This is a genomic window from Idiomarina baltica OS145, from assembly GCF_000152885.1.
GTDB lineage: Bacteria > Pseudomonadota > Gammaproteobacteria > Enterobacterales > Alteromonadaceae > Idiomarina > Idiomarina baltica.
This window is the reverse complement of record NZ_CH672403.1, coordinates 337095-361266: the sequence shown is the minus strand read 5'-3', so window position 1 is coordinate 361266 and position 24172 is coordinate 337095. Positions and strand designations below refer to the sequence as shown.

27 protein-coding genes are annotated in these 24172 nt (G+C 46.6%); 8 read left to right on the top strand and 19 right to left on the bottom strand.

Features of this window, described 5'->3' with window-relative positions; genetic code table 11:
• Positions 1 to 75 precede the first annotated feature (75 nt).
• From OS145_RS03135 to yjjG, 4 genes are all read left to right on the top strand, one after another.
• Positions 76 to 858, top strand: coding sequence for a ferredoxin--NADP reductase (locus tag OS145_RS03135; protein WP_006954623.1), 783 nt, complete (start codon positions 76 to 78; stop codon positions 856 to 858).
• Positions 859 to 922: 64 nt separating this feature from the next.
• Positions 923 to 1528 (top strand): uracil-DNA glycosylase family protein, encoded by a 606-nt coding sequence (locus OS145_RS03130; protein WP_006954621.1) that lies wholly within the window; start codon positions 923 to 925, stop codon positions 1526 to 1528.
• The gene (locus tag OS145_RS03125; RefSeq protein ID WP_006954620.1) at positions 1525 to 2037 is read left to right on the top strand and encodes a DUF2937 family protein; all 513 of its coding nucleotides are present in this window, start codon (positions 1525 to 1527) and stop codon (positions 2035 to 2037) included. The genes OS145_RS03130 and OS145_RS03125 overlap by 4 nt, the downstream gene beginning before the upstream one ends.
• A 9-nt stretch (positions 2038 to 2046) precedes the next feature.
• On the top strand, positions 2047 to 2724 hold the full coding sequence (gene yjjG, locus OS145_RS03120) for a pyrimidine 5'-nucleotidase (protein WP_006954619.1): 678 nt from the start codon (positions 2047 to 2049) through the stop codon (positions 2722 to 2724).
• Here yjjG and OS145_RS03115 read toward each other — a convergent pair whose 3' ends face one another.
• Positions 2725 to 3072: a methyltransferase family protein gene (locus OS145_RS03115; protein ID WP_242603645.1), complete on the bottom strand. Its 348-nt coding sequence runs from the start codon at positions 3070 to 3072 to the stop codon at positions 2725 to 2727.
• 129 nt (positions 3073 to 3201) lie between these two features.
• Here OS145_RS03115 and OS145_RS03110 point away from each other — a divergent pair, with 129 nt between their 5' ends.
• Complete coding sequence (locus tag OS145_RS03110) at positions 3202 to 3753, top strand: DUF1415 domain-containing protein (RefSeq protein WP_006954615.1); 552 nt, start codon at positions 3202 to 3204, stop codon at positions 3751 to 3753.
• Here the strand turns inward: OS145_RS03110 and OS145_RS03105 are convergent.
• A complete protein-coding gene (locus OS145_RS03105) occupies positions 3750 to 4778 on the bottom strand; it encodes a phospholipase A (RefSeq protein WP_006954613.1) in 1029 nt (342 codons plus the stop codon). The two genes, OS145_RS03110 and OS145_RS03105, sit on opposite strands and share 4 nt — an antisense overlap.
• A gap of 148 nt (positions 4779 to 4926) precedes the next feature.
• Here OS145_RS03105 and OS145_RS03100 point away from each other — a divergent pair, with 148 nt between their 5' ends.
• Positions 4927 to 5571 (top strand): SDR family oxidoreductase, encoded by a 645-nt coding sequence (locus OS145_RS03100; RefSeq protein WP_006954611.1) that lies wholly within the window; start codon positions 4927 to 4929, stop codon positions 5569 to 5571.
• A gap of 39 nt (positions 5572 to 5610) precedes the next feature.
• On the opposite strand, the gene OS145_RS03095 is transcribed toward OS145_RS03100, so the two are convergent.
• The 14 genes from OS145_RS03095 to OS145_RS03030 all read right to left on the bottom strand — a co-directional run bounded on the left by OS145_RS03095 (position 5611) and on the right by OS145_RS03030 (position 16883).
• The gene (locus tag OS145_RS03095) at positions 5611 to 6075 is read right to left on the bottom strand and encodes a hypothetical protein (protein WP_050749969.1); all 465 of its coding nucleotides are present in this window, start codon (positions 6073 to 6075) and stop codon (positions 5611 to 5613) included.
• A 102-nt stretch (positions 6076 to 6177) separates the two neighbouring features.
• Positions 6178 to 6642 (bottom strand): hypothetical protein, encoded by a 465-nt coding sequence (locus OS145_RS03090; RefSeq protein ID WP_006954609.1) that lies wholly within the window; start codon positions 6640 to 6642, stop codon positions 6178 to 6180.
• Positions 6643 to 6714: 72 nt separating this feature from the next.
• Complete coding sequence (locus OS145_RS03085) at positions 6715 to 7911, bottom strand: BaiN/RdsA family NAD(P)/FAD-dependent oxidoreductase (RefSeq protein WP_006954608.1); 1197 nt, start codon at positions 7909 to 7911, stop codon at positions 6715 to 6717.
• Positions 7911 to 8399: a peroxiredoxin gene (locus tag OS145_RS03080; protein WP_006954607.1), complete on the bottom strand. Its 489-nt coding sequence runs from the start codon at positions 8397 to 8399 to the stop codon at positions 7911 to 7913. Before OS145_RS03080 ends, OS145_RS03085 begins: the two co-directional genes overlap by 1 nt.
• Positions 8396 to 9073: a class I SAM-dependent methyltransferase gene (locus tag OS145_RS03075; RefSeq protein ID WP_006954606.1), complete on the bottom strand. Its 678-nt coding sequence runs from the start codon at positions 9071 to 9073 to the stop codon at positions 8396 to 8398. Before OS145_RS03075 ends, OS145_RS03080 begins: the two co-directional genes overlap by 4 nt.
• Complete coding sequence (locus tag OS145_RS03070; protein ID WP_006954605.1) at positions 9070 to 9525, bottom strand: GNAT family N-acetyltransferase; 456 nt, start codon at positions 9523 to 9525, stop codon at positions 9070 to 9072. The genes OS145_RS03075 and OS145_RS03070 overlap by 4 nt, the downstream gene beginning before the upstream one ends.
• Positions 9522 to 10391 (bottom strand): Dam family site-specific DNA-(adenine-N6)-methyltransferase, encoded by an 870-nt coding sequence (locus OS145_RS03065; protein ID WP_006954604.1) that lies wholly within the window; start codon positions 10389 to 10391, stop codon positions 9522 to 9524. Before OS145_RS03065 ends, OS145_RS03070 begins: the two co-directional genes overlap by 4 nt.
• 57 nt (positions 10392 to 10448) lie before the next feature.
• Positions 10449 to 11936 (bottom strand): AAA family ATPase, encoded by a 1488-nt coding sequence (locus OS145_RS03060; RefSeq protein WP_006954603.1) that lies wholly within the window; start codon positions 11934 to 11936, stop codon positions 10449 to 10451.
• 24 nt (positions 11937 to 11960) lie between these two features.
• The gene (aroB, locus tag OS145_RS03055) at positions 11961 to 13031 is read right to left on the bottom strand and encodes a 3-dehydroquinate synthase (RefSeq protein ID WP_006954602.1); all 1071 of its coding nucleotides are present in this window, start codon (positions 13029 to 13031) and stop codon (positions 11961 to 11963) included.
• A 20-nt stretch (positions 13032 to 13051) separates the two neighbouring features.
• Positions 13052 to 13576, bottom strand: coding sequence for a shikimate kinase AroK (gene aroK, locus OS145_RS03050; protein WP_006954601.1), 525 nt, complete (start codon positions 13574 to 13576; stop codon positions 13052 to 13054).
• A gap of 118 nt (positions 13577 to 13694) precedes the next feature.
• On the bottom strand, positions 13695 to 14879 hold the full coding sequence (gene pilQ, locus OS145_RS03045) for a type IV pilus secretin PilQ (protein ID WP_242603644.1): 1185 nt from the start codon (positions 14877 to 14879) through the stop codon (positions 13695 to 13697).
• Between the two features lie 56 nt (positions 14880 to 14935).
• The gene (locus OS145_RS03040; protein WP_006954599.1) at positions 14936 to 15700 is read right to left on the bottom strand and encodes a hypothetical protein; all 765 of its coding nucleotides are present in this window, start codon (positions 15698 to 15700) and stop codon (positions 14936 to 14938) included.
• Between the two features lie 11 nt (positions 15701 to 15711).
• Positions 15712 to 16194: a hypothetical protein gene (locus tag OS145_RS03035; protein ID WP_006954598.1), complete on the bottom strand. Its 483-nt coding sequence runs from the start codon at positions 16192 to 16194 to the stop codon at positions 15712 to 15714.
• A complete protein-coding gene (locus tag OS145_RS03030) occupies positions 16182 to 16883 on the bottom strand; it encodes a hypothetical protein (protein ID WP_006954597.1) in 702 nt (233 codons plus the stop codon). Before OS145_RS03030 ends, OS145_RS03035 begins: the two co-directional genes overlap by 13 nt.
• Before the next feature lie 141 nt (positions 16884 to 17024).
• Between OS145_RS03030 and OS145_RS03025 the strand changes: the two genes are divergently transcribed.
• The gene (locus OS145_RS03025) at positions 17025 to 19484 is read left to right on the top strand and encodes a penicillin-binding protein 1A (protein WP_040487609.1); all 2460 of its coding nucleotides are present in this window, start codon (positions 17025 to 17027) and stop codon (positions 19482 to 19484) included.
• On the opposite strand, the gene OS145_RS03020 is transcribed toward OS145_RS03025, so the two are convergent.
• On the bottom strand, positions 19481 to 21919 hold the full coding sequence (locus OS145_RS03020; protein ID WP_006954595.1) for a bifunctional aspartate kinase/homoserine dehydrogenase II: 2439 nt from the start codon (positions 21917 to 21919) through the stop codon (positions 19481 to 19483). The genes OS145_RS03025 and OS145_RS03020 overlap by 4 nt on opposite strands.
• A 174-nt stretch (positions 21920 to 22093) precedes the next feature.
• On the opposite strand from OS145_RS03020, the gene metJ reads away from it, so the two are divergent.
• Positions 22094 to 22420: a met regulon transcriptional regulator MetJ gene (gene metJ, locus OS145_RS03015; protein ID WP_006954594.1), complete on the top strand. Its 327-nt coding sequence runs from the start codon at positions 22094 to 22096 to the stop codon at positions 22418 to 22420.
• Here metJ and OS145_RS03010 read toward each other — a convergent pair.
• On the bottom strand, positions 22417 to 23661 hold the full coding sequence (locus OS145_RS03010; protein ID WP_006954593.1) for a malic enzyme-like NAD(P)-binding protein: 1245 nt from the start codon (positions 23659 to 23661) through the stop codon (positions 22417 to 22419). The two genes, metJ and OS145_RS03010, sit on opposite strands and share 4 nt — an antisense overlap.
• A gap of 253 nt (positions 23662 to 23914) precedes the next feature.
• A complete protein-coding gene (rpmE, locus tag OS145_RS03005; RefSeq protein ID WP_006954592.1) occupies positions 23915 to 24127 on the bottom strand; it encodes a 50S ribosomal protein L31 in 213 nt (70 codons plus the stop codon).
• Between the last annotated feature and the right edge of the window lie 45 nt (positions 24128 to 24172).

Genomic DNA, 24172 nt, shown 5'->3' with positions numbered 1-24172 from the left:
TAAATGAAAAAAATTCTCATTTAGATTTTCGTATGTTAAACTGTTCGAGATTTAAACAGTGATCTAGGAGTCGCTATGCGCAGTACCATTGCAGAAAAAGTCACTCAAGTACGTCATTGGAACGATACCCTCTTTAGTTTTAAAACCACACGACAACGTTCGTTCACATTCGAAAACGGACAATTCGTGATGATTGGCTTAGAGGTCGACGATAAACCTCTGCTGCGCGCTTACAGTATTGCAAGCGCAAACTATGAAGAAGAGCTCGAGTTTTTCAGTATTAAAGTACCGGATGGCGCACTGACCTCGCGTCTTCAACATATCGAAGTAGGCGATGAAGTGATCATGTCAACACGGCCAACAGGTACCTTGGTACCAGGACACCTCCTACCTGGTAAGCGCTTGTATTTGCTCTCGACGGGGACTGGTCTAGCGCCGTTTATGAGTGTGATTAAAGATCCCGATATCTACGAGCAGTACGAACAAGTGGTGTTGGTGCATGGTGTGCGTTATGTTTCTGAACTCGCCTATCAGAAAGAAATCGGCGAGGATTTGCCCAACAATGAATTTTTCGGTGATTGGGTCAAGGAAAAGCTACGCTACTACCCAACAGTGACGCGTGAGCCCTTCCGTGATGAAGATCATCAGAAACGTATCACCGAGTTGCTCGAGTCGAACACGCTTACGCGTAAGCTGAATTTACCTGATATCGACCCTGAGCACGATCGTTTCATGTTATGTGGCAATGATGCCATGCTACAAGATTTAATGGTTATCTTGAACGAACGCGGCTTTAGTAAAGCGACCTCGCGTAAACAAGGCAGTTACGTTATCGAGCAAGCGTTCATCGAAAAGTAAACCAATTGAATTGAGCGAGTAAGTTTGCCACGCTATTTAAGCGTCTTATATTAAGGAGCTTGTAATGAGCGCGTGGCAAACCACTGTACAACATGTACGTAATTGCTCTCTATGTGAGCCCAAATTACCTTTAGGGGCTCGCCCTGTTATTCAATTTCATCCGCACGCCAGGATACTCATAGCGGGCCAAGCGCCAGGTATTCGCGTACATCGTTCGGGCAAACCGTTTGATGATCCGAGCGGTGAGCGCTTGAGAGCGTGGCTTGGTGTCGATAAGTCAGATTTTTACGACGCACGGCAGTTTGCCATCCTACCGATGGGCTTTTGCTACCCGGGTACTACGAGCTCTGGAGATGCGCCCCCACGACCTGAATGCGCCGACGCTTGGCGCGAGCAATTACTTGAACAACTACCCCACTTACAACTCACGCTCGCAATCGGACAATATGCTCAGCAATGGCATGCTCAGCAACTTACCGGTATCAAGCTCCAGCGAACACTCACAGAGCGCGTAAAGAATTGGCAGGCGTGGTTAGAACAGGGCATACTGCCATTACCCCATCCGAGCCCTCGCAATAACCGCTGGCTTGCTAAAAATCCATGGTTCGAAGATGAGGTGTTACCCGAGTTGAAAGCGCAGATCGCGCGATGGCGAGGCTCTCAAAAATGAAAAGATTAGCAGCGTATGGACGCTTAATATGTTTTTTTGTGGCGGCTATGATAGGTGTTCAAATACCGCAATTTGTCGACCAATACGGTGATGCCGTCTACGCACATCTTAACGAGGCGAAAGCGAGCGTAGCGGAGTTTCAACAGGAAGCCGACCGCTATTTTGATGGCTCTATTGAGCGTCTTATTGACTATTACCGCGCTTCAGATGATCCGGTATTTATTGATGGCGGAGATAGCATCGAGACCATTTATCAGCGCTACCAGATGCTTCAGTCCGCTTGGAACCAATACCAACAGGGCTATTGGCAACGTTACCAAACGACATTTTTGTCTCCGATTACTGATATTCGTAGAGAAGCTTGGGCGCGTTATGACTATGCGGTACGCCTGACACCTGAGGCTCTCGTTATGGCTGTCGTAGTCGGCTTATTTATTAGTTTGCTAGCCGATCTGTTGTTGAGCTTGTTATTATGGCCGCTCAGAAAACGCAGGACAGTCGCTAACTAGGAGTATGCAATGGCGTATGATTGGGTTGTATTTGATGCCGATGAAACACTATTTAGGTTCGATGCTAAGCGCGGTCTAACCCAGCTATTACAGTCTTACGACGTTGACTTTACCGAAACGCACTTTAAACGGTTTAAAGAAGTGAATGCACCCTTATGGGAGGCGTTCCAACGCGGTGAAATTTCTGCCGCAGATATTAAAGCACGACGCTTTGTGGATTGGGAAGATCGTTTGGGGGTTTCATCTACAGAGCTCAACCGTCAATTTATGGCGCAGATGGGTACTATTTCCTCAACGCTTGATGGGGCAGGGTCAATGCTCACTGCACTCGACGATAAAGTTCGCATGGGCATTATCACCAATGGCTTCGTCGAGCTTCAGCAGGAGCGACTCGCAACGCATCAGTTTGAACAGTTTTTTCAGTTTGTGGTGGTTTCTGAAGCGCTTGGTGTGGCAAAACCACACCCTGAGATTTTCCAGCATACGCATCGTCAGCATATCTCGGAGGAGGTTCCGACCAGTCGCATCTTAATGGTCGGGGATAATCCGTATTCGGATATATTGGGGGGACAACGTGCAGGCTGGCATACTTGCTGGTTGAATGAACACCAAGCCACTTGTCCCGAAGAAGTTAAACCGAATCATACTATCCGTCATTTAAGCGAACTGGTGGAGCTAGTGGTTTAATCACCACCAGCGTCCCACGCGTTTTTTATAGTCACGGTAGGTATCACCAAAGTAGCTTTCGAGCTGGCGCTCTTCTGGTTTGATTTGAAATAGGTTCATGTAGAACATATAGAGGGGTAAGCCCAACAAGGCTGCCATGTTGTGTAGTGATAAACCCCAAGCAAAAAGAATAATTAGAAAGCCTAGATACATTGGGTTACGTGTCCAGCGGTAAATACCGCGCGTCACCAATGTGCTCGACTTATCGGGTATGCGGGGATCAACGGTGGTGTTTGCTTTACGAAACTCAATCCATCCCAATAGAGGTAATAGAATACCCAGTGCTAATAAAATAATGCGTATCCACATCGGCACCCACCCGAAGCGAACAGAAGGGAACAGGACCGCGCAACCATACATAAGTAGGGCGATTAAAAAAATGAGTAATAGCGGTGGAACTTTGAGTTCAAGTGCTTTCATAATTTAGGATGATTAACGATGAGCCAGCAAACCATTATTGACCAAACCCAACGCTGGGTACAAGAGGTTGTGGTTAAGTTCAACTTTTGCCCATTTGCACGACCGGAGGTCGACGCTAAGCGTATCCGGTACTGCGTTGTAGCTGAGCAAGACCGACAGACTCAGCTCGCAGCGCTGAATCATGAGTTGTTAAACTTGCAACAGAACGACGCTATTGCGACTACACTTCTTATTGTTCCTAGAGGCGTGGAGGGGTTTTACGATTTCTTGGATTTGGTAGACCAAGCCAATGAACTCATAGTGATGCAAGGCTTTGATGGCGAATTCCAACTGGCACACTTTCATCCCGACTACTGTTTTGCGGATGCCAAGCAAAGTGACCCAGAGAACTATACCAATCGCTCTCCTTATCCGGTACTGCACCTACTTCGAGAGGCTATGATGGAAGAGGCATTAGAGCAATTCGAGCACCCCGAGAAGATTCCCGAGCGTAATATAGAATATTGCCGCCGCCGAGGTGCTGAGTATTTTGCTCAACAGCTGGCGACGATTACGGCCGGTAAGCGTTAGAGAACATTATTGAGCGCGATCCCCACACCAAAACGTGTTTGTTTGTGGTTGTAGTCAATTAAGCTCTCGCCGTACCCAGTAAACAAACTGGTATAGCCAATGAATTTGCCCCAAAGTGGGAAAGTGAAGTTGAATTCCGCTGAGCCTCGACCTGTTTCGATGGCATGTCGCAAGTTTAATGTATATTCAAAGTCATCGATATTAGCAGCGATGGTGAATTCATAGTCGCCAACGTAGTCGGTAATATCAGGGTTGTCGTCGCCTGAAGACTGCATCGGATCGGACTTTTCATCCTCTTGGAAGCGAATCCATGGTTTTAGGCTGAACACAAAGGGCCCCTTTTCTGCGACTAACTGCACGTAAGCACGGTTCCAGCTGCGCGAAAGTTCTTGGCTACGTCCGTTTGACAAGTGCTCAACACCAACAGCTAAGCCCGTATTAGTACCAAATGGATGCCAGCCTGTCGGTGTTGTATAAAATACCTCAGGTTGGTAATTGGTCTCTCTAAACGGCTTTGAGATATTACTCGCGTATACTTGCCACCAAGACTGCATTGTAAAGCCGAAGAAAAGCTTGTCGCCTTCAACGAGCAAGCTCTCTTTATTGACAGGCACTTTAAAGCTTAGCTGAAGCTTTGCTTCGTACTCTTCAAGATTGTCCTCATAGCCTTGGAAGTTTTGGTAGGGCGCCGTGTTAATGTCGGTTGTTCCCCAAACGGGTAAGATGTAATTACGGCGGTGAGGCGTGAGCACGTATGGATCAAACTCGGTTACTTTTTCGCTTTGTAAGCGTTTGGTCAATGCGCCAGGATCTTCGACTTTATCAATCTTAACCACGTCTTCTGACTCTTCTTGACGTAGCTTCTCCATGCATTGCTGACGCACTTCTGCAATCGTTAACGAGGCCTTTTCCTTATTCATTGCATCAAGGAGGCACTCTTGCATTGCTGATAACTCCTGCGCTTTAAGTGAAGGCATAGCAACAAAGAATAAGCAGAATAAAGGGAGTAAGGTACGATGCGGCATGATAAAAAATTCCATATAATTGAATGTAATAAATCATGACTAATACGTATCTAAATGTCTACTCAGATCCCTCTAGTTCATGAACTCTTAACGATAATTTTTCGTAAGTGAAATATACATAGACAATTTATTAAAATCTGGAGGCGTTATGAAAGTTGCCGTGATTGGTGCAAACGGGAAGATAGGTACGCATGTGGTCGAGCAGTTGCAACATGCAAAGACTCACCCGGTTGTTGCGATGGTGCGGAAGCAAGCACAAGTGGATGGCTGGAAAGATCAAGGTGTTGACGCGCGTTTGTTAGATCTTGAAGGTCCTGTAAGCGATATTGAGAAAGCGTTTGAAGACATCGATGCGGTGATTTTTACGGCCGGCTCTGGAGGCGCGACAGGTGATGATAAAACGCTCATGGTTGATCTAGACGGAGCCGTTAAAACGATGGAAGCAGCGCATGCGGTAGCTGCGGATCGTTTTATCTTGGTCAGTGCGTTGCAGGCACATAACCGCGAGCATTGGAACGAAGATTTACTGCCCTACTATGTCGCAAAACATTACGCCGACAAAGAGTTAATGCGTAGCGAGCTTGACTGGACTATTGTGCGTCCTGGCGGCTTAACAGACGAGTCAGGTACAGAGAAGGTGGAGCTTGCCGAGAACTTAGGGCGTGGCACTATTGCAAGAGAAGATGTGGCACGTATTCTAATCCGTTGTCTTGATGCAGATAATACGATTGGCAAGCACTTCGATGTGCTGACAGGCGATCAAGGTGTAGAGGCTGCTGTTAAGGCGATCTAGACCAATTGCATGGCGTGCGTCCGGCTAAGGCGCACGCTACTATGGGTTCTTGGATTCTTCCGCCGGCACGTATATCGCCACACCTTCGGCGGTTTTATCGGTTAAACCAAACATGCGTCCAAGTTGGACACTCAAGCCTAAATTACCCGAATAGCTGCCCAACCCGGTGCCAACATAGACCGAGCTATCGCGTTTTTCGCCCGTCGCTTGTAACAGAACACCATTGGCGCCTAACTTTGCCGCTTGTTCCTTAAGTCGTTGGACAACAGCATCCATTTGGGCTTGATCACCGAAGCTCCAACTACCGTCACTTGAAACAGATAAGAGCGCGACCGTTTCATATTGCGTGGGTTCTTTTAGGTAGAGTTTGACAGCGTTGACGTTGATTGCAGGACGTGCCTCGCCAACCATAACGGTAGAGGGTTTCGAGGAACAAGCCACCATTCCTAACAGAATAACAGTTGTTGTCAGCAAGGCCGAAATTCGAGAAAAAGTGTTACGCATAATACACTCCAAACAAGTCCCTATTGATTGAGTATACGTAATTTATCGGCTTTTAGTGCGTCCTTTACATGAAAATGATAAAGAGTTGTGACTTCTATAGCATCAGGATTTATCAATGCCCACTTTCGAGTTTTTGTTTTGTTCGATCATTTCAGGGAGTTTGAGTACCTCTCTCGGAAATCCAAAAGCGTCTATTAAAAAATTTGAGCCATTAGTTTCAATAAATATTTCTTTATTCATGAGGTTGTGAATCAGATGTGACTTCGTTATTTCTTTCATCGCCACCCGCGTTGTACCCTCAGAGGTTCTGTAAATTAGTTGGTTATCATCTATCTTAATGTAATCGTTCTTGTTTTCTTTAATTTTTTTAATTGAGTGAAAAACAAAATATATATACGTCGGAAGAGTTAATATAGATAAGACACTTCCGTATTCAATATCTTTATCTAATACAATTATATCGTGGAAAGAAAAAGTATTTGTAAAAAGTACGAGGACACCAACAAAAAACAAAATCCAAATTATATTTGCTACATTAAACGAAAACGTTTTTTCATTACTAGACATAATTTTTTACCTTTAAGACAACTTAAAGAGTCTTCTACTTCTCTGTAAAAAGGCGTTTAAATGAGTTTATTCTCACTTGATTTTAACCAACCCTTCCGCACACGCATAGGCGCTTGACCATGCCCACTGGAAGTTGTAGCCGCCAAGCCAACCGGTGACATCAAGTACTTCGCCAATGAAAAATAGTCCAGGCTGTCGCTTACTTTGCATGGTTTGGGAGCTGACTTCATCAACATTAACGCCACCCAAGGTGACCTCGGCGGTGCGATAGCCTTCGGTGCCATTGGGCTTGATTTGCCATTGATTAAGTTGCTCAGCGATTGCTTTAAACGTCTTTTTGCTGATATCGGCGAGGCGTTGAGTCAACGGCCATTGATGATACGCACCGAGTTGAGTAACGACGCGTTTCGCGAACAGCTGCTGTAATACGGTATTCAGCTGAGCCTTTGGTTGTTTAGTTTGGTTCTCTTGTAGCCATTCAAACGCATCGGTACTGGGCAGGCAGTCAACGGTAATCGCCTCACCAGGTTGCCAATAAGAGGACACCTGCAGCATCGCCGGACCCGATAAGCCGCGGTGAGTAAACAACATCGCCTCACTAAAGTGACCATCATTGGCGCTGGCGGCTACGTTCATTGAAACGCCCGCTAGCTCAGCAAAAGCGTCCTTTTCGGTTGGATGCAAAGTGAAAGGCACTAAGCCCGCACGCACCGGTATGATCGAATGACCGAATTGCTCTGCAATTTGGTAGCCCAACGGTGTCGCCCCTAGCTTGGGCATTGAGAGTCCACCACAGGCGACGACTAGTTGATGACCGCTCAGTTGACCCTGCGAGGTATTAATACGATAAGTGTCATGCTCGTATTCGACATCCAGCACTTCGGTTCTCAGTTGTACTTTGGCACCGTAGCGAGCGCACTCGTCGAGTAGCATGCGAACGATGTCCTTCGCTGATTCATCACAGAATAACTGTCCCAAGGTCTTTTCATGATACGGGATTTGGTATTCTGAGACTAAACCAATAAAGTCCCACTGGGTGTAACGACTAAGCGCCGATTTACAAAAGTGAGGGTTACTGGAAAGGTAGTTTTCGGGACTGGCATACATGTTAGTGAAGTTACATCGACCGCCCCCCGAAATGAGGATCTTTTTACCAGCCTGTTTGGCATGGTCTACCACGATAACCTTGTGGCCGTTTCGCGCGGCATGAGCTGCACAGTGTAAACCGGCAGCTCCCGCACCAATAATCACTACATCAAATAACGCCATTACTGCTCAGATTTCAATACATTAAGCACGTATTTTGCTGCACTCACTTCGAATTGCTTCTCATCTTCCACGAATAGATGTTCCACGATGCCATCAACGATAATCATGGCGTAACGTTTTGAGCGAATGCCACCAAACGCGCCAGTGTCATTAGCGAGCCCTAGGGTTTGGCTATATTCACCGTTACCATCTGACAATAACCGAACCTCATCTCCGATCCCTAGGTGGTCACCCCAAGCTTTCATTACAAATGCATCATTGACTGAAACGCAATTAATACTCTGCACCCCTTGTTCAGCCAGCTCGTTTGCGAGTGACACATAGCCTGGCAAGTGTTTCTCCGAACAGGTCGGAGTAAAAGCCCCCGGGACAGCGAACAGGATGTGTGTGCCTTTTGCAAATAGCTCTTGCGGGTCGTAATGTTGAATGCCGAGTTCGCCTTTTGAAGTGAGTGACCCAGCAGGTAATAAATCGTTTTCTTTAATCATAGCTGTTCGAATCCTTGCTTTATATAAACATCAAATCGATGCTTTTTACTCTTGATTTGCGTGTTCGGTTCTCTTTGCCCTAAAAAGTCGGCATGATCGGGTCGTTTTACGACCACACGAAATTTAGCCGCATCTAGCGCTGGAGCAATTAGGTCGTTCGCATCTTCATCGCCGCCGACCAACTGCTGAAACATCTGCATGTCTTTTTTTACTTGAGCGCGCTGTTTACCCGACTTTGGATACATGGGATCGAGGTATACCACATCGTATTGTTCTGAAGAAACCTGTTTAACGTGCTCGACCTCAAGTAGTTGCATACGGCGGCAGCAGTCCGCGATTTTATCGGTGCCATTACGACCACGTTCAAGCGCATCCTGGAGTAGAATACGAACCATCGGGTGACGCTCAATTAAATCAACCGATGATCCGAACGCAGCAACCATGAGTGCGTCGCGCGCTAAACCGGCCGTTGCGTCGAGTACGGATGGTTTGCGTTTGCCAGTAATACCGAGAGCCTTTATCAGTGATTCTGATTTCAAGCTCGAGTTCACCGCGCGGTACCCTGACTTTCCCGCCCGGAAGTCAAGATGAAGCGGTTTGATCCCTTTAGGCCCTGCTGTCCAAACTAATTGCACGCCGTCTGCGGTTTGTTGTAGTTCGAATTCAGAGCTCATTGATTTTTAGCAGAGCGTTGCATATCGACGTGTGGAATATTATCTTCAAGATAGTCCTCGCTAACGGCCTCAAAACCAAACGACTGATAAAACGCCCGTAAGTATGTCTGAGCTTGGACTTGAATAGGCGCGTTCGGTGCTCGCGAATCAAGATATTGAATTGCCCGTTGCATGAGCTCTCGTCCTAAGCCCAACTGTCGCGCGTCTGCGGTCGTGAGAACGCGACCGACTTTTGATATTGGATTTATGTCAGACGCTTTAAAAATGCGCGCGTAAGCAAGCATTTTGCCTTGATTGTTGCGAGCAAAAAGATGCTCGGCATCAAAGTCAGTTCCGTCAGCATCTAAATATGGACAGTTTTGTTCTACAACAAAAACGTCTTGGCGAATACGCAGAATTTCATATAGCTGATGGGTGTTTAATTCTTCAAAAGTTCTTAAAAACCAGTTCATGTCCCTACTTTTTTAATGTCACGTTTCATCGGAATCACATTTTGCTGATGTTCATGGGAGAACAATGCCAATAATTCGGCGACGGGTTTTCGTGCATCACCTTTTTGGCTAATATTGCGAGCTACTTTAAGACTACTAATTTTTGCTCGCTCGTACAATGCGCGTGTAAGCGGCGTATCATGATTACTAATTAGTACAGGAATATGACGTTTGCAAGCGGCCCGTATGGCATGCCGAGCGAGTTCACTTTGCTCATCTAAACTAAAGCCACCCGTCGCATAACTTGTGAAATTGCTTGCTTGTACAAGCGGTGCATAAGGAGGATCGCAGTAGATCACATCGCCTTTTCGGGCTCTCCTGAACACTTGTTCAAAAGAGCTGCAGACGAATTTAGCACGCTTTGCCTTTTCTGCAAAAACTTCGATTTCCGCCTCTGGAAAATAGGGCTTACGATAATCGCCAAATGGGACATTAAAAATACCGCGACTATTGTAACGACAAAGACCGTTATAACCATGCCGGTTGAGATATAAAAAGAGTAGTGAACGGTAGTAAGGATCATTGCTCTCGTTAAACGACTTACGGAGCGCGTAGTATGCGTCTGATTGATTATTACGTGCGGTAAAAAGTCTACGCGCATCGGCAATAAACGTCTTAGGACGGCGCTTTACAAATTGATACAAGGTGATGAGATCGGGGTTGATATCGTTCAGCAAATAGCGGTCATAATCAGTATTTAGGAACACTGATCCTGCACCCACAAAAGGTTCAATTAACTTACGCCCCTCGGGCAAACAAGCTTTTATGGGCTCGACAAGGCCGTACTTGCCTCCTGCCCATTTTAAAAATGCCCGATTTCGTTTCATTAGCCGGCCTTTAGTGGATTGAACGGCTAGTGTACCCGAAAGCTAAAGATATGAAAATTACTCTCCACCAACGGAAACCTGTTCTCGTTGGACTGCCGCAAATGACTTAGGCCAAGGACCGCCGGCTTTTAATGCCTCGGGGAGTGATTCTGCATAAGCGCGTGCCGCCGCGATAGTGTCATAGCTGCCAATGATGACGACATAGCTGTTGTCCTTTTGACGTTGATATACGCGTGCGGTTTGTTCAAGATCGTGACGCTTGATAAATTCGGTCAGTGTGGGCTTATTGCTGGCGATAGTTATTTGTACTGCGTAATTTGTTGCAGGCTGCTGACGAATCCACTGACTATCGGTTAATTGACTGGGTTCACTGCCAGAGGCCGTGTCGGAGTCCGCAACTGCAACAGGGACGCGCTTATCGTTAAATAATGCGATCTCGACCTCACGTGGGTCGGCGTCCGCGGCCGCGACACGATTAAGTGAATGCAGTGCAGCACGATAGGATGCAGCTAGCTCAGCCGGAACAAAATCAAACTGATTGACCTCAATAGGTTCAAATTCTACCGTCGCGTTGGCTGCATTGATATCGGTGTAAGCCTCAGGTGTTGCTTGTTCATTGGTTTTAGCTTCAGCTTCAGTAATTGATGACTCTGCCGAACTGGTTGGCCCAAATGCAGTCATAATAGCTTCATGTTTTAGTGCTGCAAGACCCAATAAAGCGAGTATGGTACTGGCTAATAGAATCTTAAAGAGTGGCGTGCTCGATTTCGCTTTTAAAGATTCAAGGTTGCTTTCGGCGTGTTCTAAAGAGGCTGAGAAGGTCTCTTCTTCTTGCGTTTCTGGCTCCACATAACGTTGAGCTTGCGTCATGAGTTTGAGCTGCAGGCGTTGCTGAATTTCACCTGGATAACCATTGATGGTGGCTAAAAACTGTTGGACTTTATCGAGACTCCACAGCGGGCGCTGACGTTCGGGCAAAAGTGCTTGAACAAAGCGCATCTGCTCCTCTTTGCCGAGCGGCGGTACTTCCACTAACTCGGGACGTTTAACACGTAATTGTGGTGGCGGGGTTTGTTGAAACACCCAACGCGATTCTGCCGAAATGATAATGCTAACACGTTGCCCTAATGCACATAGTTGATTGACAGTATTAACGCATTCAGCCAAAAAACTGTCAGGCATCAGTTCGCCATTGTCGATAACAATAACGGCATGATTTAAGGGGCGTTGACGCTGTATTTCGCGACTTAACGTATCGTCATTTAAACTAATGGTACCAAATAATTGGTTGAGAATTTGTGCCCGTAATCGCTCGACCGATGACCGCTCAGAGACTTGCACCCATGCACACTCTGCATAATTAGAGGCTTGCTCAATAAATAGCTCACTAATGGTCGATTTCCCGCTACCCTGTGGACCGTGAAGTAAGACCAGCGTGTCACTGTGTTGACAGTGCTCATGCAACCGATCAATAACGGCCTGCTGAGAGGGTTTTGATTTTACAGGTGCTGCGACAATATGTGTTGAGTAGGCGTGAGCCGGCATAATTTGCTTCCTATGTGATGCGTGTTAGCAACATTCAGTCAGCACAGCGGCAATTTCCTCATCAGTTGTTGCGTTCGTTACTTCCGCTCGGCCAATGCCGACGGGTAATACGAAGTTAATCCGATTGTCTTTGACTTTCTTATCGCGTTGCATGTAACTCAACCAGTTTGCCAAAGGCATATGTGGCGCTTTTATCGGCAACTTCAATGCTGACAAAAGATTCAGAACGCGACGGAAATCTGACGAGGACATCCGCTGTGTTTTCTCTGAAAGCTTTGATGCAATAATAGTGCCAGCTGCCACCGCCTCACCATGAGTCCATGTGCCGTATTCAGTCGCTGCTTCAATCGCATGACCGAATGTGTGACCTAAATTTAACCATGCACGAATGCCTGATTCGCGTTCATCTTGAGCAACAATTTCGGCTTTTATTTGACAGCTCTTTTGAATAGCATACTGAAGCGTTTGCTCGTCTCGTTGCGACAGTTTGTCGGTATGTTTCTCTAGCCAGCAAAAAAATTCAGCGTCATAAATGATGCCGTATTTAACAATCTCGGCTAAGCCACTGCGATAGTCACGTTCGTTCAGCGTCATTAAACAGTTGAGATCAATGACGACGGCTTTGGGTTGATAGAAGGCGCCGATAAGGTTTTTGCCTTGTGGATGATTGATCGCGGTTTTTCCGCCAACTGAAGAGTCAACTTGTGCAAGCAAAGTCGTTGGAATCTGATAGAAATCAACTCCGCGATGATAGGTTGCGGCGACAAAACCTGCTAGATCACCGACTACACCACCGCCGAGAGCAATAATTGCACAATCCCGACTAAACCCTTCTTCAATCAGTCTATTCGTAACAGATTCGAATGATTTGAGACTTTTGTACTGTTCGCCATCTTCCATATTAAACAGGACAACACGGTGACCTGAAAGCGACTCTCTTAGTTGTGAGAAATAGAGTTCTGATACGGTAGGGTTGCTGACCACAAGTATACTCTGCTTTAAATCAGGCAATAGGCTGGTCAAGCATTGTAAGTTATTTGAGGCGACATGAATAAGGTAGCTGCGTTCGCCCAATTCGACATGTATATTGGCCATAACACAGCTCCCTAGAGAGATTAACCTAGACCGTTAACCCCGAGTTTATCAATGATTTCATTGACCACGACTTTGGCGCTTTGTTCGTCAGTGCGTACAACAATGTCCGCTATTTCTTCATATAGCGGATTGCGTACTTCTGCTAAATCCTCGAGCACCTTCCGTGGATCGTCTGCCTCAGCAATGAGAGGACGACGCTTATCACGTTGTGTGCGCGCTAATTGTTTATCGATAGTCGTTTCGAGGTAAACCACAACGCCACGAGCGGAGAGACGGTTACGGCTCTCTTTGCTCATTACCGAGCCTCCACCTGTCGCCAAAACGATCCCCATATGCTCAGTCAACTCTTCGATAACTTTTTCTTCACGCGCACGAAAGCCTTCTTCACCTTCCAGCTCAAAAACCCAGCTGATGTCAGCGCCGGTGCGTCGTTCAATTTCTGTATCTGAATCGTAGAAATCTAAATGAAGTTCTGCAATTGACGACCAATCGTACTTTGCCGGCGCCCATTGGCCGACAAGAAAAATATTACGTTTCTCAGCCATATCCTGCTTACATCACTGTTAAATTAGCTGTAAATCACGAATCCGGAGTGTCTGGAGACGTCCCCCAACTCAACGAAAAGAAGCGGGATTATCTCAATTAGATTGCATTTTAGCAAATTTATTCCGATTCACTTAACAGCGTGGGTGTAACGAAAATAACCAGTTCACGTTTTTCTGATTGTTCACGCTGATTTTTAAAAAGATTACCGACAAACGGCAACGACGACAATATGGGGACGCCTGTATCGTCCTTCAACTCATATTGCTGAAAAATTCCACCTAAAACTATAGTTTCTCCACTTTTTACCAAAACGCGTGTGGCCATTTCTTGAGTATCAATGGCCACAGCAGGTCCTGTCGGTGTTGATACCGTATCGCCACGCGTATTCTGTGTAATAGTTAAATCTAGCATGACATAGTCGTTAGACGTAATTTGTGGTGTTACGCGTAAACCCATGACTGCCTTTTTAAATTTGACCGCAGTCGCCCCCGATGCGGCACTCTCTACGTAGGGGAACTCAGTTCCTTGCTCTATATAAGCAGGCTGTTGATTAGAGGTAAATATTTTTGGGCGCGCGATAATTTCAGCCTCGTTATCTTGCTCCATCGCGGACAACTCCAAATCCAATAGTAGGCCTTCCGAGAGTTTACCGACGTTTGCTTTCAAGCGTCCTGCGGCTGGCACGGCCGGCAACTCAACTCGCATACCGTCTATTACATCTGCAATGACTTGATCGTCGTTGCGTGGGGTCAGATCGCCCCAGCGCACTCCGAACTGTTCAATGGCGTTACTTTTCATGGTCACCATTCGCGCTTCGATCATTACTTGTTTAACAGGTATATCAAGTTGTGTGATGAGTTGCTTTATCCCGCTGACGTTGTGTGGTGTTTCTTTTAGAATAAGAGTGTTGGTTCGAGCATCGATAGATACCGCCCCCTGATCTGAGAGCAAGCGCTGCTCGCTTTGTGACAATAATGCCGCTATATCTTCGGCTTTGGCATGATTGAGCGGAATTAAAAGTGGCAATGTGACAGATGTATTTGCCTGTTCGTCAGTTGGAGAAGATTGAGATCGTGTCACCCGAATGAGGTTATCCGTCATCCGTAGCGTTAAACCATAGCTGTCGGCAAGCTCTCGCATTAATTTGAGTGCATCAACATGACTGACGGATAAGCTGACCGTCTCGTCAATTGCCTTATCAGCGATCAGGTTTAAGTCGACTTTATCAGCAATAATTTCGAAGGCGGTCACTAAATCGACATTTTTTAGGCTCAACGTGATTTTAGGCAATTCATCTGCCACAGCGCTGGTCACATTGAGTTGCCATAACATGTAAAAAAACAACACGCTCGCAGGTGTCAGAAAGCGATTGCATTTGTGTGTTTGACCTTGTTTTGAAGTGTTGTAACAACGCACGGAAATGACTCCAATTGTTTGAAGGTGACGGACTCGCGAGAAATCGCCGTAATCATCGTGGTTGGTGAGCTAAAGTAGTCGCCAACCTTGGCCGTTAGCCATTGCTTATCACTACCTTGAAAGTAAGCTGAGAAGTTGCCTTCAGTGGCGAGGGTGGCAAGAAGTTGGTAATCGTGCCAGTCACCGAGTAATTTGCCCGGAGGCGATAAGTCACATGGCTTTTGGCCTCGCGGTGCGATAGAGAGTGCAAGCATGGGTAGGCCATTTTCAACAAAGCTAAGTATCAGCTCATTCTTATCATCTGTGTGCCGAGTCATAATGAGACTGTCTAGTACAAATGGATGCTTATCTTGGCTTGGCCATGAGGTAGATACATCAGCCCACCACTCAATTAATTTTTTCGACTGACCGCGTAACTTAATCCGCAGTTTTACATCCGATGCTATGGGGATCTGCTGGGTTAGCGAATAACGTTGAGCTGCCGCTAAGGCGAGGGTCAGCCAACGCGCTATTGGGCGTCGCTCTACTGACTGTTGATGAGCGGTGAAGGTGAGTTTACTTTTCTCTGTCTGTTGCCAAAGTATCTGAGTTTCATGGCGAGTCTCCCGTTGGTTAGATTCGAAATACCATGAAGCTAAGATAAAGCTTGCTGGTGCAGGTACCAATGTTAAACATAGCGCTAAATAGAAACCTAATGTACTTTTCATCGGCACTTCTACTATGGTTTATAAACATCGAGTTGTGCATGGTTATGAGCTTTTAATTGCAGTTGTACGCTCTGCGTTCCATCGTGCCGCAAACGCTCACTCAATTGTGTCAGCTCAGCGGGGCTATGGTATGTACCACTTAATGATAGTTGGGAAGATGTCCAATGAGCGCGGTCGATGTTTAACCCCGTCAAATTACTCAACTCTAAAGTTAATATCTGGCTAACTTGGTTGACTTGTTGTTGGATAGCGGATGAATCTTGCTGGTAACGTGTTGCCGCTGATAACTGATTTTGTTGGGCTGTTTGCCATTGAGTCACGCGTGAATGGACTACATCTAAGTTGTGAAGGGTAAACTGACTGTATAAGGGGTCCACCACGGCGGTGATATTAAGTAGGCTAAATAGGCTTAAAAGAACAACGGCGATAAGACGTTGTCGCTGATTTCTGTGCCTTTTAGCCGTGCGCCAGTCACTGAGGTTTAACCACGCCATGGGAAAAAGCCTCTCAGAGCGGCACCGATTAAAGCGGGTGACGCCTCGCCTGCAAATGACTGTGTCGCTGAGCACAGGTTCTGCCAAAGTCCCGAGAAATTAAATAATCGTGCTTTTAAAATGTCATCCTCTTCGGTACTTAGGTAACTCATCACCACTGAATCAAGCTCTTCGATGTTGATGGCCTCAAGGAGTGAAATTGAGTGTAAAGACACTAGAACACCTCGTGTCACTCGTAGCACAATATACAGATGTTGTTCGCGAAAAATGATGGTCCACTGTGTTGCCGGTTTTGCGAGTCTCGCGTAGGCGGGCAGGCCCGGAAGGAAGTAGTTAGTACAGCGTACCCATGCCTGAGGTGCAGGCTCCAATACGCGGGGTTTCAGTGGTAGCTTTTCGGTCAGTCGCTCGATAGCGTCCTCATGACCATTGATTTGTTGGCTACCGAGCATCGGGACGATGTGACTGTCTTGATAGAGGTTGCTTGGCTGTGAGCTGATTTCTGTCTGCAAGTATACAAACTGACACGGGATTAAGAGGCTTAAACGGGACTTATAGTATCGCCAGTTCATTTGATCAATTGCGTCAGTTAGGTAATGTTTGGTCGCGAGTTGTCCCTTTTTTATTTCTAGCGTCAATAGCCTTATGTCATTGTTTTCAATCATTGCAGCGGATAAATAAGGCTTCATTTATTTACACCATCTTGGGTTATAAAATTTTGTCTTGGGTTGAGGGTTGCAAGCGTAGTGTTTAGTTTGAAAATCAGCCATAATAGTTAGTTATACAAAGGTGTCAGATATTCAACAACGTCACAGAAGTGGGGTAGGTTTTTGAGGTTTTTAAAGCGATTCGCGTGGATAGTCGCCGCTTTGGGCGTATTGGGGATCTTGACCGTGGGAGGGCTCTATCTTTATGTTAAGCCCGAGCTCCCGAGTGTTGAAACGCTAAGGGATGTCAAGTTACAAACGCCAATGCAGGTATTCACCAAAGATGGGCAGATGATCTCGCAGTTTGGTGAAAAACGCCGAATTCCAGTTAAGCTTGAGGATGTCCCACAGACCATGGTTGATGCTTTTCTCGCAACTGAGGATAGCCGTTTCTACCAACACTTTGGCGTTGATCCTATCGGTGTCGTGAGAGCTTTTGGTGTCCTTATTACGACGGGTGAAGTGAAAGAAGGTGCCAGCACCATCACCATGCAGTTGGCGCGAAACTTTTTCCTAAGTTTTGACCGAGCTTGGATGCGTAAGATAAAAGAAACATTTATTGCTTTGCATATCGAGCAGCTACTGACAAAAGACGAAATTCTAGAGCTTTACCTAAATAAAATCGCCTTTGGTCATCGCGCTTATGGCGTGGGTGCCGCTGCCCAAGTTTATTACGGTAAACCTTTAAATGAGTTGAGTTTAGCACAGATCGCAACTATCGCAGGATTGCCCAAAGCGCCATCGAATTTAAACCCGATTAGTAATCCACAAGCTTCTAAAGCACGCCGTCGTGTAGTATTACTGCGGATGCTGGATGAGAAGAAAATCACCCAAGCACAATTTGATGATGCTGTGAACGCACCTGTAACCGCGCGTCGTCATGGTGCTGAAGTAACAGTGAACGCTCCTTACCTTGCTGAAATTGTGCGCCAAGATATGGTCGAGCGGTTTGGTGAAGAGGAAGCCTACAATGGCGGCTACAACGTTTATACCACTGTCCGTAGCGATGTCCAGCAAGCCGCTCAACAGGCTATTTGGAATAACCTACATGGTTATGATGAGCGTCATGGCTATCGGGGACCTGTCAGCGTACTTTGGAACGAAAAAGAGGGTAAACCGGCATTATCGCAGGCCGAGGTTATTGACTATTTAGCGCGTGTCGATCGCATTGGCGCTGTCGTTCCCGCAGTAGTTATGGGCGTTGATGAACAATCAGCGCAAATCCTAATCAAAGGTGATGAACAAGCAACGACCTTAAACTGGGATGCGATGAAATGGGCGCGTCCGTATCTTAATGAAGAGCGCCAAGGTGAGGCGCCTAAGTCTGCTACAGATATTATGCAGCCGGGACACGTTATCTATGTGCGTTCGGTGGGTGAGGAGCATCAACTCCGATTAGCACAAGTGCCGGAACCAAGTTCTGCGATTGTTTCCTTAAAGCCGCAAGATGGTGCCGTAGAGGCAGTAGTTGGAGGCTATAGCTTTAATCTCAGCCAATATAATCGCGCCTTGCAAGCAGCGCGACAAGTAGGCTCAAATATCAAGCCCCTGATTTACTCGGCAGCCTTCGAGCAAGGTTTCACCTTGGCTACCTTGGTGAATGACGCACCTATTAATCAGTGGAATCCGGGCGCGGGTATCGCCTGGCGTCCTAAAAACTCTCCGGACGTCTATGAAGGCCCTATTCGCCTTCGCAAGGCATTAGCTAAGTCAAAAAACGTGGTCTCTGTTCGCCTAATACGGGAACTTGGCGTTAAAACCGCCGCCGATCATATCGCGAAGTTTGGTATTCCACGCGATACGATTCCAGAAAATGAATCCATCTCGCTGGGCTCGTTATCTATGACACCGATGGAAGTTGCGCGTGCCTATGCGACTTTCGCTAATGGCGGCTTCTTGATCAACCCCTACATTATCGAGCGAATAGAAGACGGCGAAGGAGAGGTGGTCTACGAAGCACAGCCGAAGCTAGCTTGCGAAGACTGTGAGAATGCAGCGCCCCGTATAATTTCTGAGCAGAACGCTTTTTTGGTTGCCCAAGCGATGAATTCAGCGGTATGGGGTGGAGGCAGTTGGGCTCATAAAACAGGCTGGAATGGTACTTCATGGCGCATCCAACGTTCTAAACCTATCGTTAATGTCACGGGACGATCGATTACAGGTAAAACCGGTACCACCAATGATGTTAAAGACACCTGGTTCTCTGGCTTTACGACGGGGTTAGTGACCACCACATGGGTGGGCTTTGACGATGTATCACGCGAGTTGGGTCGGACTACGATGAACCCGTTGCTGAGTAGTAAAGAACAACCAATCTCAGGAGGTGAAGCGGGTGCGAAAACCGCATTGCCAGGGTGGATCTTATTCATGGAAAAAGCGGTCGGCAAATTTCCAGCCGATGACTTTACCATTCCACCCAACGTGGTGAGTGTGAGAATTGATATGGAAACGGGTAAGTTATCGCATCGAAACGACTACACGAGCCGCTTCGAGTATTTTATCAGTGGCACCGAGCCAACTGAATATGCTCAAGATGAGCGCGATAACAAAGATATCTTTAATAACGAAGACGGGTTGTTCTAACCCGTCACCGTTAGTTTTGCCAGTAATTGGTTGAGATCAGATTGTACGCCGCCGGCTGTGACGTGCTTACCTGCGCCTGGGCCGCTAATAACCAGTGGCATTTCTGAATACCAATCGGTGTATATCACAAAGATATTCTCGCCAGGGATCAGGTTGGCCAGCATATCGCCTGCTGGAATATATTCGACACCTATTTTCGCACTGACCCGCCCTTCTTCAGAGACCGAGAAGCTAGCGAGTAAGCGCGGCACATTACCGTCTTTGGCTGCTTCCTTAAGCATGGTATCCATTGGCTCGTCTAACTCGTGAGCTCGTTGTAAAAACTCACTGGCAGAGATATCGCGAAGACTTTCAGGCACCAAACTGCTCACGCTGATATCTTCCCAATCAAGTTTAAGACCAATTTCGCGAGCTAAGATTAATAGCTTACGTACCAGATCCTGACAGGATAAATCCTCACGTGGGTCGGGCTCTGAATAGCCGCGCTTTTTAGCTTCTAATACTAAATCACTGAATTTAACACCGTCTGTGAAGTTCTCGAATAGCCAAGACATGGTGCCCGAAAAAATCCCTGAAATACTGCGAATCTCGTCACCGGAACCACGCAGATCGTTGATGGCATAATTAAGCGGCAGGCCAGCACCGACCGTAGTGTTATATAGCCACTCGCGTTTATACTCATGTTGAATCGTGCGAATTTCGCGATACAGTGCCTCCTCGGCCGACCCTGCTCGTTTATTTGCGCTGATAATATGTAAACCATTAGCAAACAAGCTTGGGTACAGTTGAGCGACCGGCTTCGCGTCGGTTAAATCAATCATGACCAGTTCATCATAAGGGGCATTAGGTAATTCGCGTAGTAACTCGGTTAGCACGTAAGGACGTGATAAACGGTCAAACCCTGCTTGCCATTCACTCAATTCGACGCCGCTATAGTCAAGCCAGAGCTTCTTAGAGTTAGCGATACCGATAACACGTACATCCATCACCTGATTAATGCGGTCGCGTTGCTGGCGGAATAAGTCCAACCAAGCAGTACCAATGTTCCCGCGACCAATGACTAACACGCCTAAGCTACGGCGATAGTTAAATAACTGGCTATGAAGACGATTGAGTAAACGGTTATCGAGTTTTTGTTCTAATATTGCGACCGCAGAGCACCCATCTTCGCTGACCGCAAAGCGACGCACCTTCTGTTCGCCTAACTGTAGTTTGAAGGTATTGTATTGATCCGTCTCTTGAATGCGATTACCAACCAGTGCCACCATTGAATAGCCGTGGATTTGCGTGACCGCATTACCCGCATTGATGCGGTCGAGCCAGTGGCTGATGTAGTTCAAGTGGTTTTGGTGGAAAACCAAGTATTGCTGATGTTTTTCGGGTTCGGTCCAGCTTACCAATGGCGTTAAATCCAGCGCCTCAAGTTGTTTGACGAGCTCGCGGTCGTTGAGTTCGACCTTAAACAATACAACTTCGGACAAAGATGTGAATACCTTACCCTTAGGTTCTGTATGTTCGAAATTGCCAATACGGGTCTGCTGATTTTCAACTTTTAGGCTTGAGCGCACCGAAATGACCATACGATCGCGGTCAACAGGTTGGAATGTGCGAGGGTGTAGCACCGGGCTGCCTAATCGAGCCAGCTCTTCTGCTTCGCTCCAATCTAAGGTCGACAAACTGACGACACGTTCTATCTTACGCGGATCGGCTGAATAAACACCGGCGACGTCTTTCCAAATAGTGACTTGCTTTGAATTAAGTAAGCTACCAACCAAAGTCGCAGAATAGTCACTGCCGTTACGACCTAGTGTGAGGCTCTCACCGTTTAAACCGCGTGCAATAAAGCCCGTAACAATAAATCGTGTGCCGGGAAAAGGTGCTACGCGATTTAATAAATTATGGCGCGACTCTAACTCCTGAATAACGGGTTCAGGGGCGTCTTCAGCCTTTAGGAAATCACGTGCATCAATATGGTCTGCTTTAGTACCTTGTTTCCTTAATAATGCCGCAAGGAGTCGAGCTGACCAAAGTTCACCGTAAGACAGCAGTTCTGCTTCGTGTTCGATAATTTCTTTACCCGCAACGAAGTCGCGGAAGCGTTGAAAATCCACAGTCGACTGCTCAAGGATAGGTGCCGCAAACTCGCTACCGAGAAGTTCGTGGATTAATCCTTGTTGGAACCGCTCCAGTTGGTCGAGTAAAATATCAGCCGTATCGCCAGACTCCTTTTGAGCTTTAATAATTGCTAAAATACGGTTAGTGGTATCACCCGCCGCCGAGACCACCACAACATCGCTTGCGCCTGCATATTCGGTTACAATGCGTGCCACGCGACGATAACAAAAAGCGTCAGCCAAACTACTGCCGCCAAACTTATGCACTTGAACGTTATCGGCTACCGTCCGAATCTGATCTAAGCTCGGCTCTGCGGTCATTGGCGATACCTCTCAAATAAATGAATTAACTGATGTAATGACTAAGGCTAAAACATCAAACGCCAAATGTCAGCAAATTTTAGCCATCTAGACGGATAAAATTTGACCTTCATCTGGGATTGAGTAAAATTCAATATAACTTATATGGTTTTTGACTAAGGCAGGACTCTCACGATGAAGTGGAATGGTGATTATATCTACCCCTATGCAGAGCACGGGCGTAAAAGCGAACAGGTAAAAAAGGTAACCGTATCAATACCGACTCGCGTGCTTAAAGTGCTCACCGATGAGCGAACTCGCCGTCAAGTTAAGAACTTACGTCATGCTACGAACAGCGAACTACTCTGCGAAGCCTTTTTACACGCTTTTACGGGCCAACCGTTGCCGACGGATACCGATTTAGAAAAGACCAATCCAAATAAAATACCTAAGGCAGTACGCGAAGAATTAGAAGCACGAGGGCTTCCAATTCCTGCAGATGATGAACTCGATACGCCTTAATCTTGCATATAATTTTCAGGTAGCGGGATTTTGGCAACACCAGACTCGACCGCTGCCTCTGCCACTGCCTTAGCTACGCGCTGACACAAGCGAGGGTCCATGGGTTTAGGAATGATGTAATCAGCGCCGAAAGTGAGTTCATCAATACCGGCTGCTTTTTTGACCTCATCAGGCACTTCCTCTTTTGCGAGTTGGCGGATGGCTTCAACCGCTGCAATTTTCATCTCATCGTTAATTGCGGTTGCACGCACATCTAAAGCGCCGCGAAACATGAACGGAAAGCACAACACATTGTTGACTTGGTTAGGGTAGTCAGAACGACCTGTGCCGATAATAATGTCGTCGCGAGTTTGCTGAGCTAATTCGGGTTTAATTTCTGGATCCGGGTTAGAGCAAGCGAACACGATCGGCTTATCAGCCATAAGTTTAAGCGTTTCTGGCGAGAGTAGGTCAGGTCCCGAAACACCGAGAAACAGGTCGGCCCCTTCAATGACTTCTTCGAGCGTCCGTTTGTCAGTGTTGTTTGCGAAGAGCGCTTTATATTCGTTGAGATCCTCGCGGCGAGTATGGATGACACCTTTGGAATCCAACATGTAAATATGTTCGCGTTGCGCACCACATTTGATAAGTAGCTCCATACAGGCGATGGCGGCGGCCCCCGCACCCATGCAAACAATATGGGCATCTCTAAGGGACTTACCCTGGATTTCAAGTGCATTCAACATGCCTGCAGCGGTCACAATAGCCGTGCCGTGTTGGTCATCATGAAACACAGGTACGTTACATTTTTCAATAAGCGCTTGCTCGATTTCGAAACACTCAGGCGCCTTGATATCCTCAAGATTAATACCACCAAATGTGTCGGCTATATTCGCCACTGTATTAATGAAGTCTTGAGTAGTGCGATGGGAGACTTCAATATCGATGGAGTCTAATCCTGCAAACCGCTTAAATAACAGTGCTTTCCCTTCCATCACGGGCTTTGATGCCAGCGGCCCCAAGTTACCTAAACCAAGAATCGCGGTACCGTTAGAAATAACAGCGACCATATTGCCTTTCGCCGTATATTTATAGGCATTGTCGGGATCTTCAGCTATGGCTCTTACGGGTTCCGCAACACCCGGACTGTAGGCAAGCGCTAAGTCTTTCGCAGAGTCAGCTGGCTTGGTGAGTTCAACTGAAATCTTACCTGGTGTGGGGTATTGGTGATAATCCAACGCTTTTTGGCGGAAATCTGACATTTAGGCAACCTGAAAAAATGAATAAAGGATGATGTATTAGGATAAAGGCAATTAGGAAAATAACAAATCTTACCTGCTTATGTGGAGTCACTCAGATCATGCTAACTTTTGATGTGTTTAAAAACACACCAGTCAACTTTTCTTTAACAATGGTGTCTCTGAGCAGAGTAGATATGAAAAAAGGCGCCATTTGGCGCCTTTTTTGTAAAAATGGGCTGAAAAGCTCATTTTTATACGTTTTGCGTACCGGCAATTATTTTTTGCCCAAAGTACCAAAACGTTTCTTGAATTTGTCGACACGACCACCTGTGTCCATTACACGTTGCTTACCAGTGTAGAATGGGTGGCACTCTGAACATACGTCGATGTGTAGATCTTCTACGCGAGTAGAGCGAGTTTCAAATTCGTTACCGCACGAGCAAGTTACTTTGATTGCTTCGTACTTAGGATGAATACCTTGTTTCATGGGAATACCTCGAGTTAGGCCACATCGCTATCCAGTCGCCTCGTC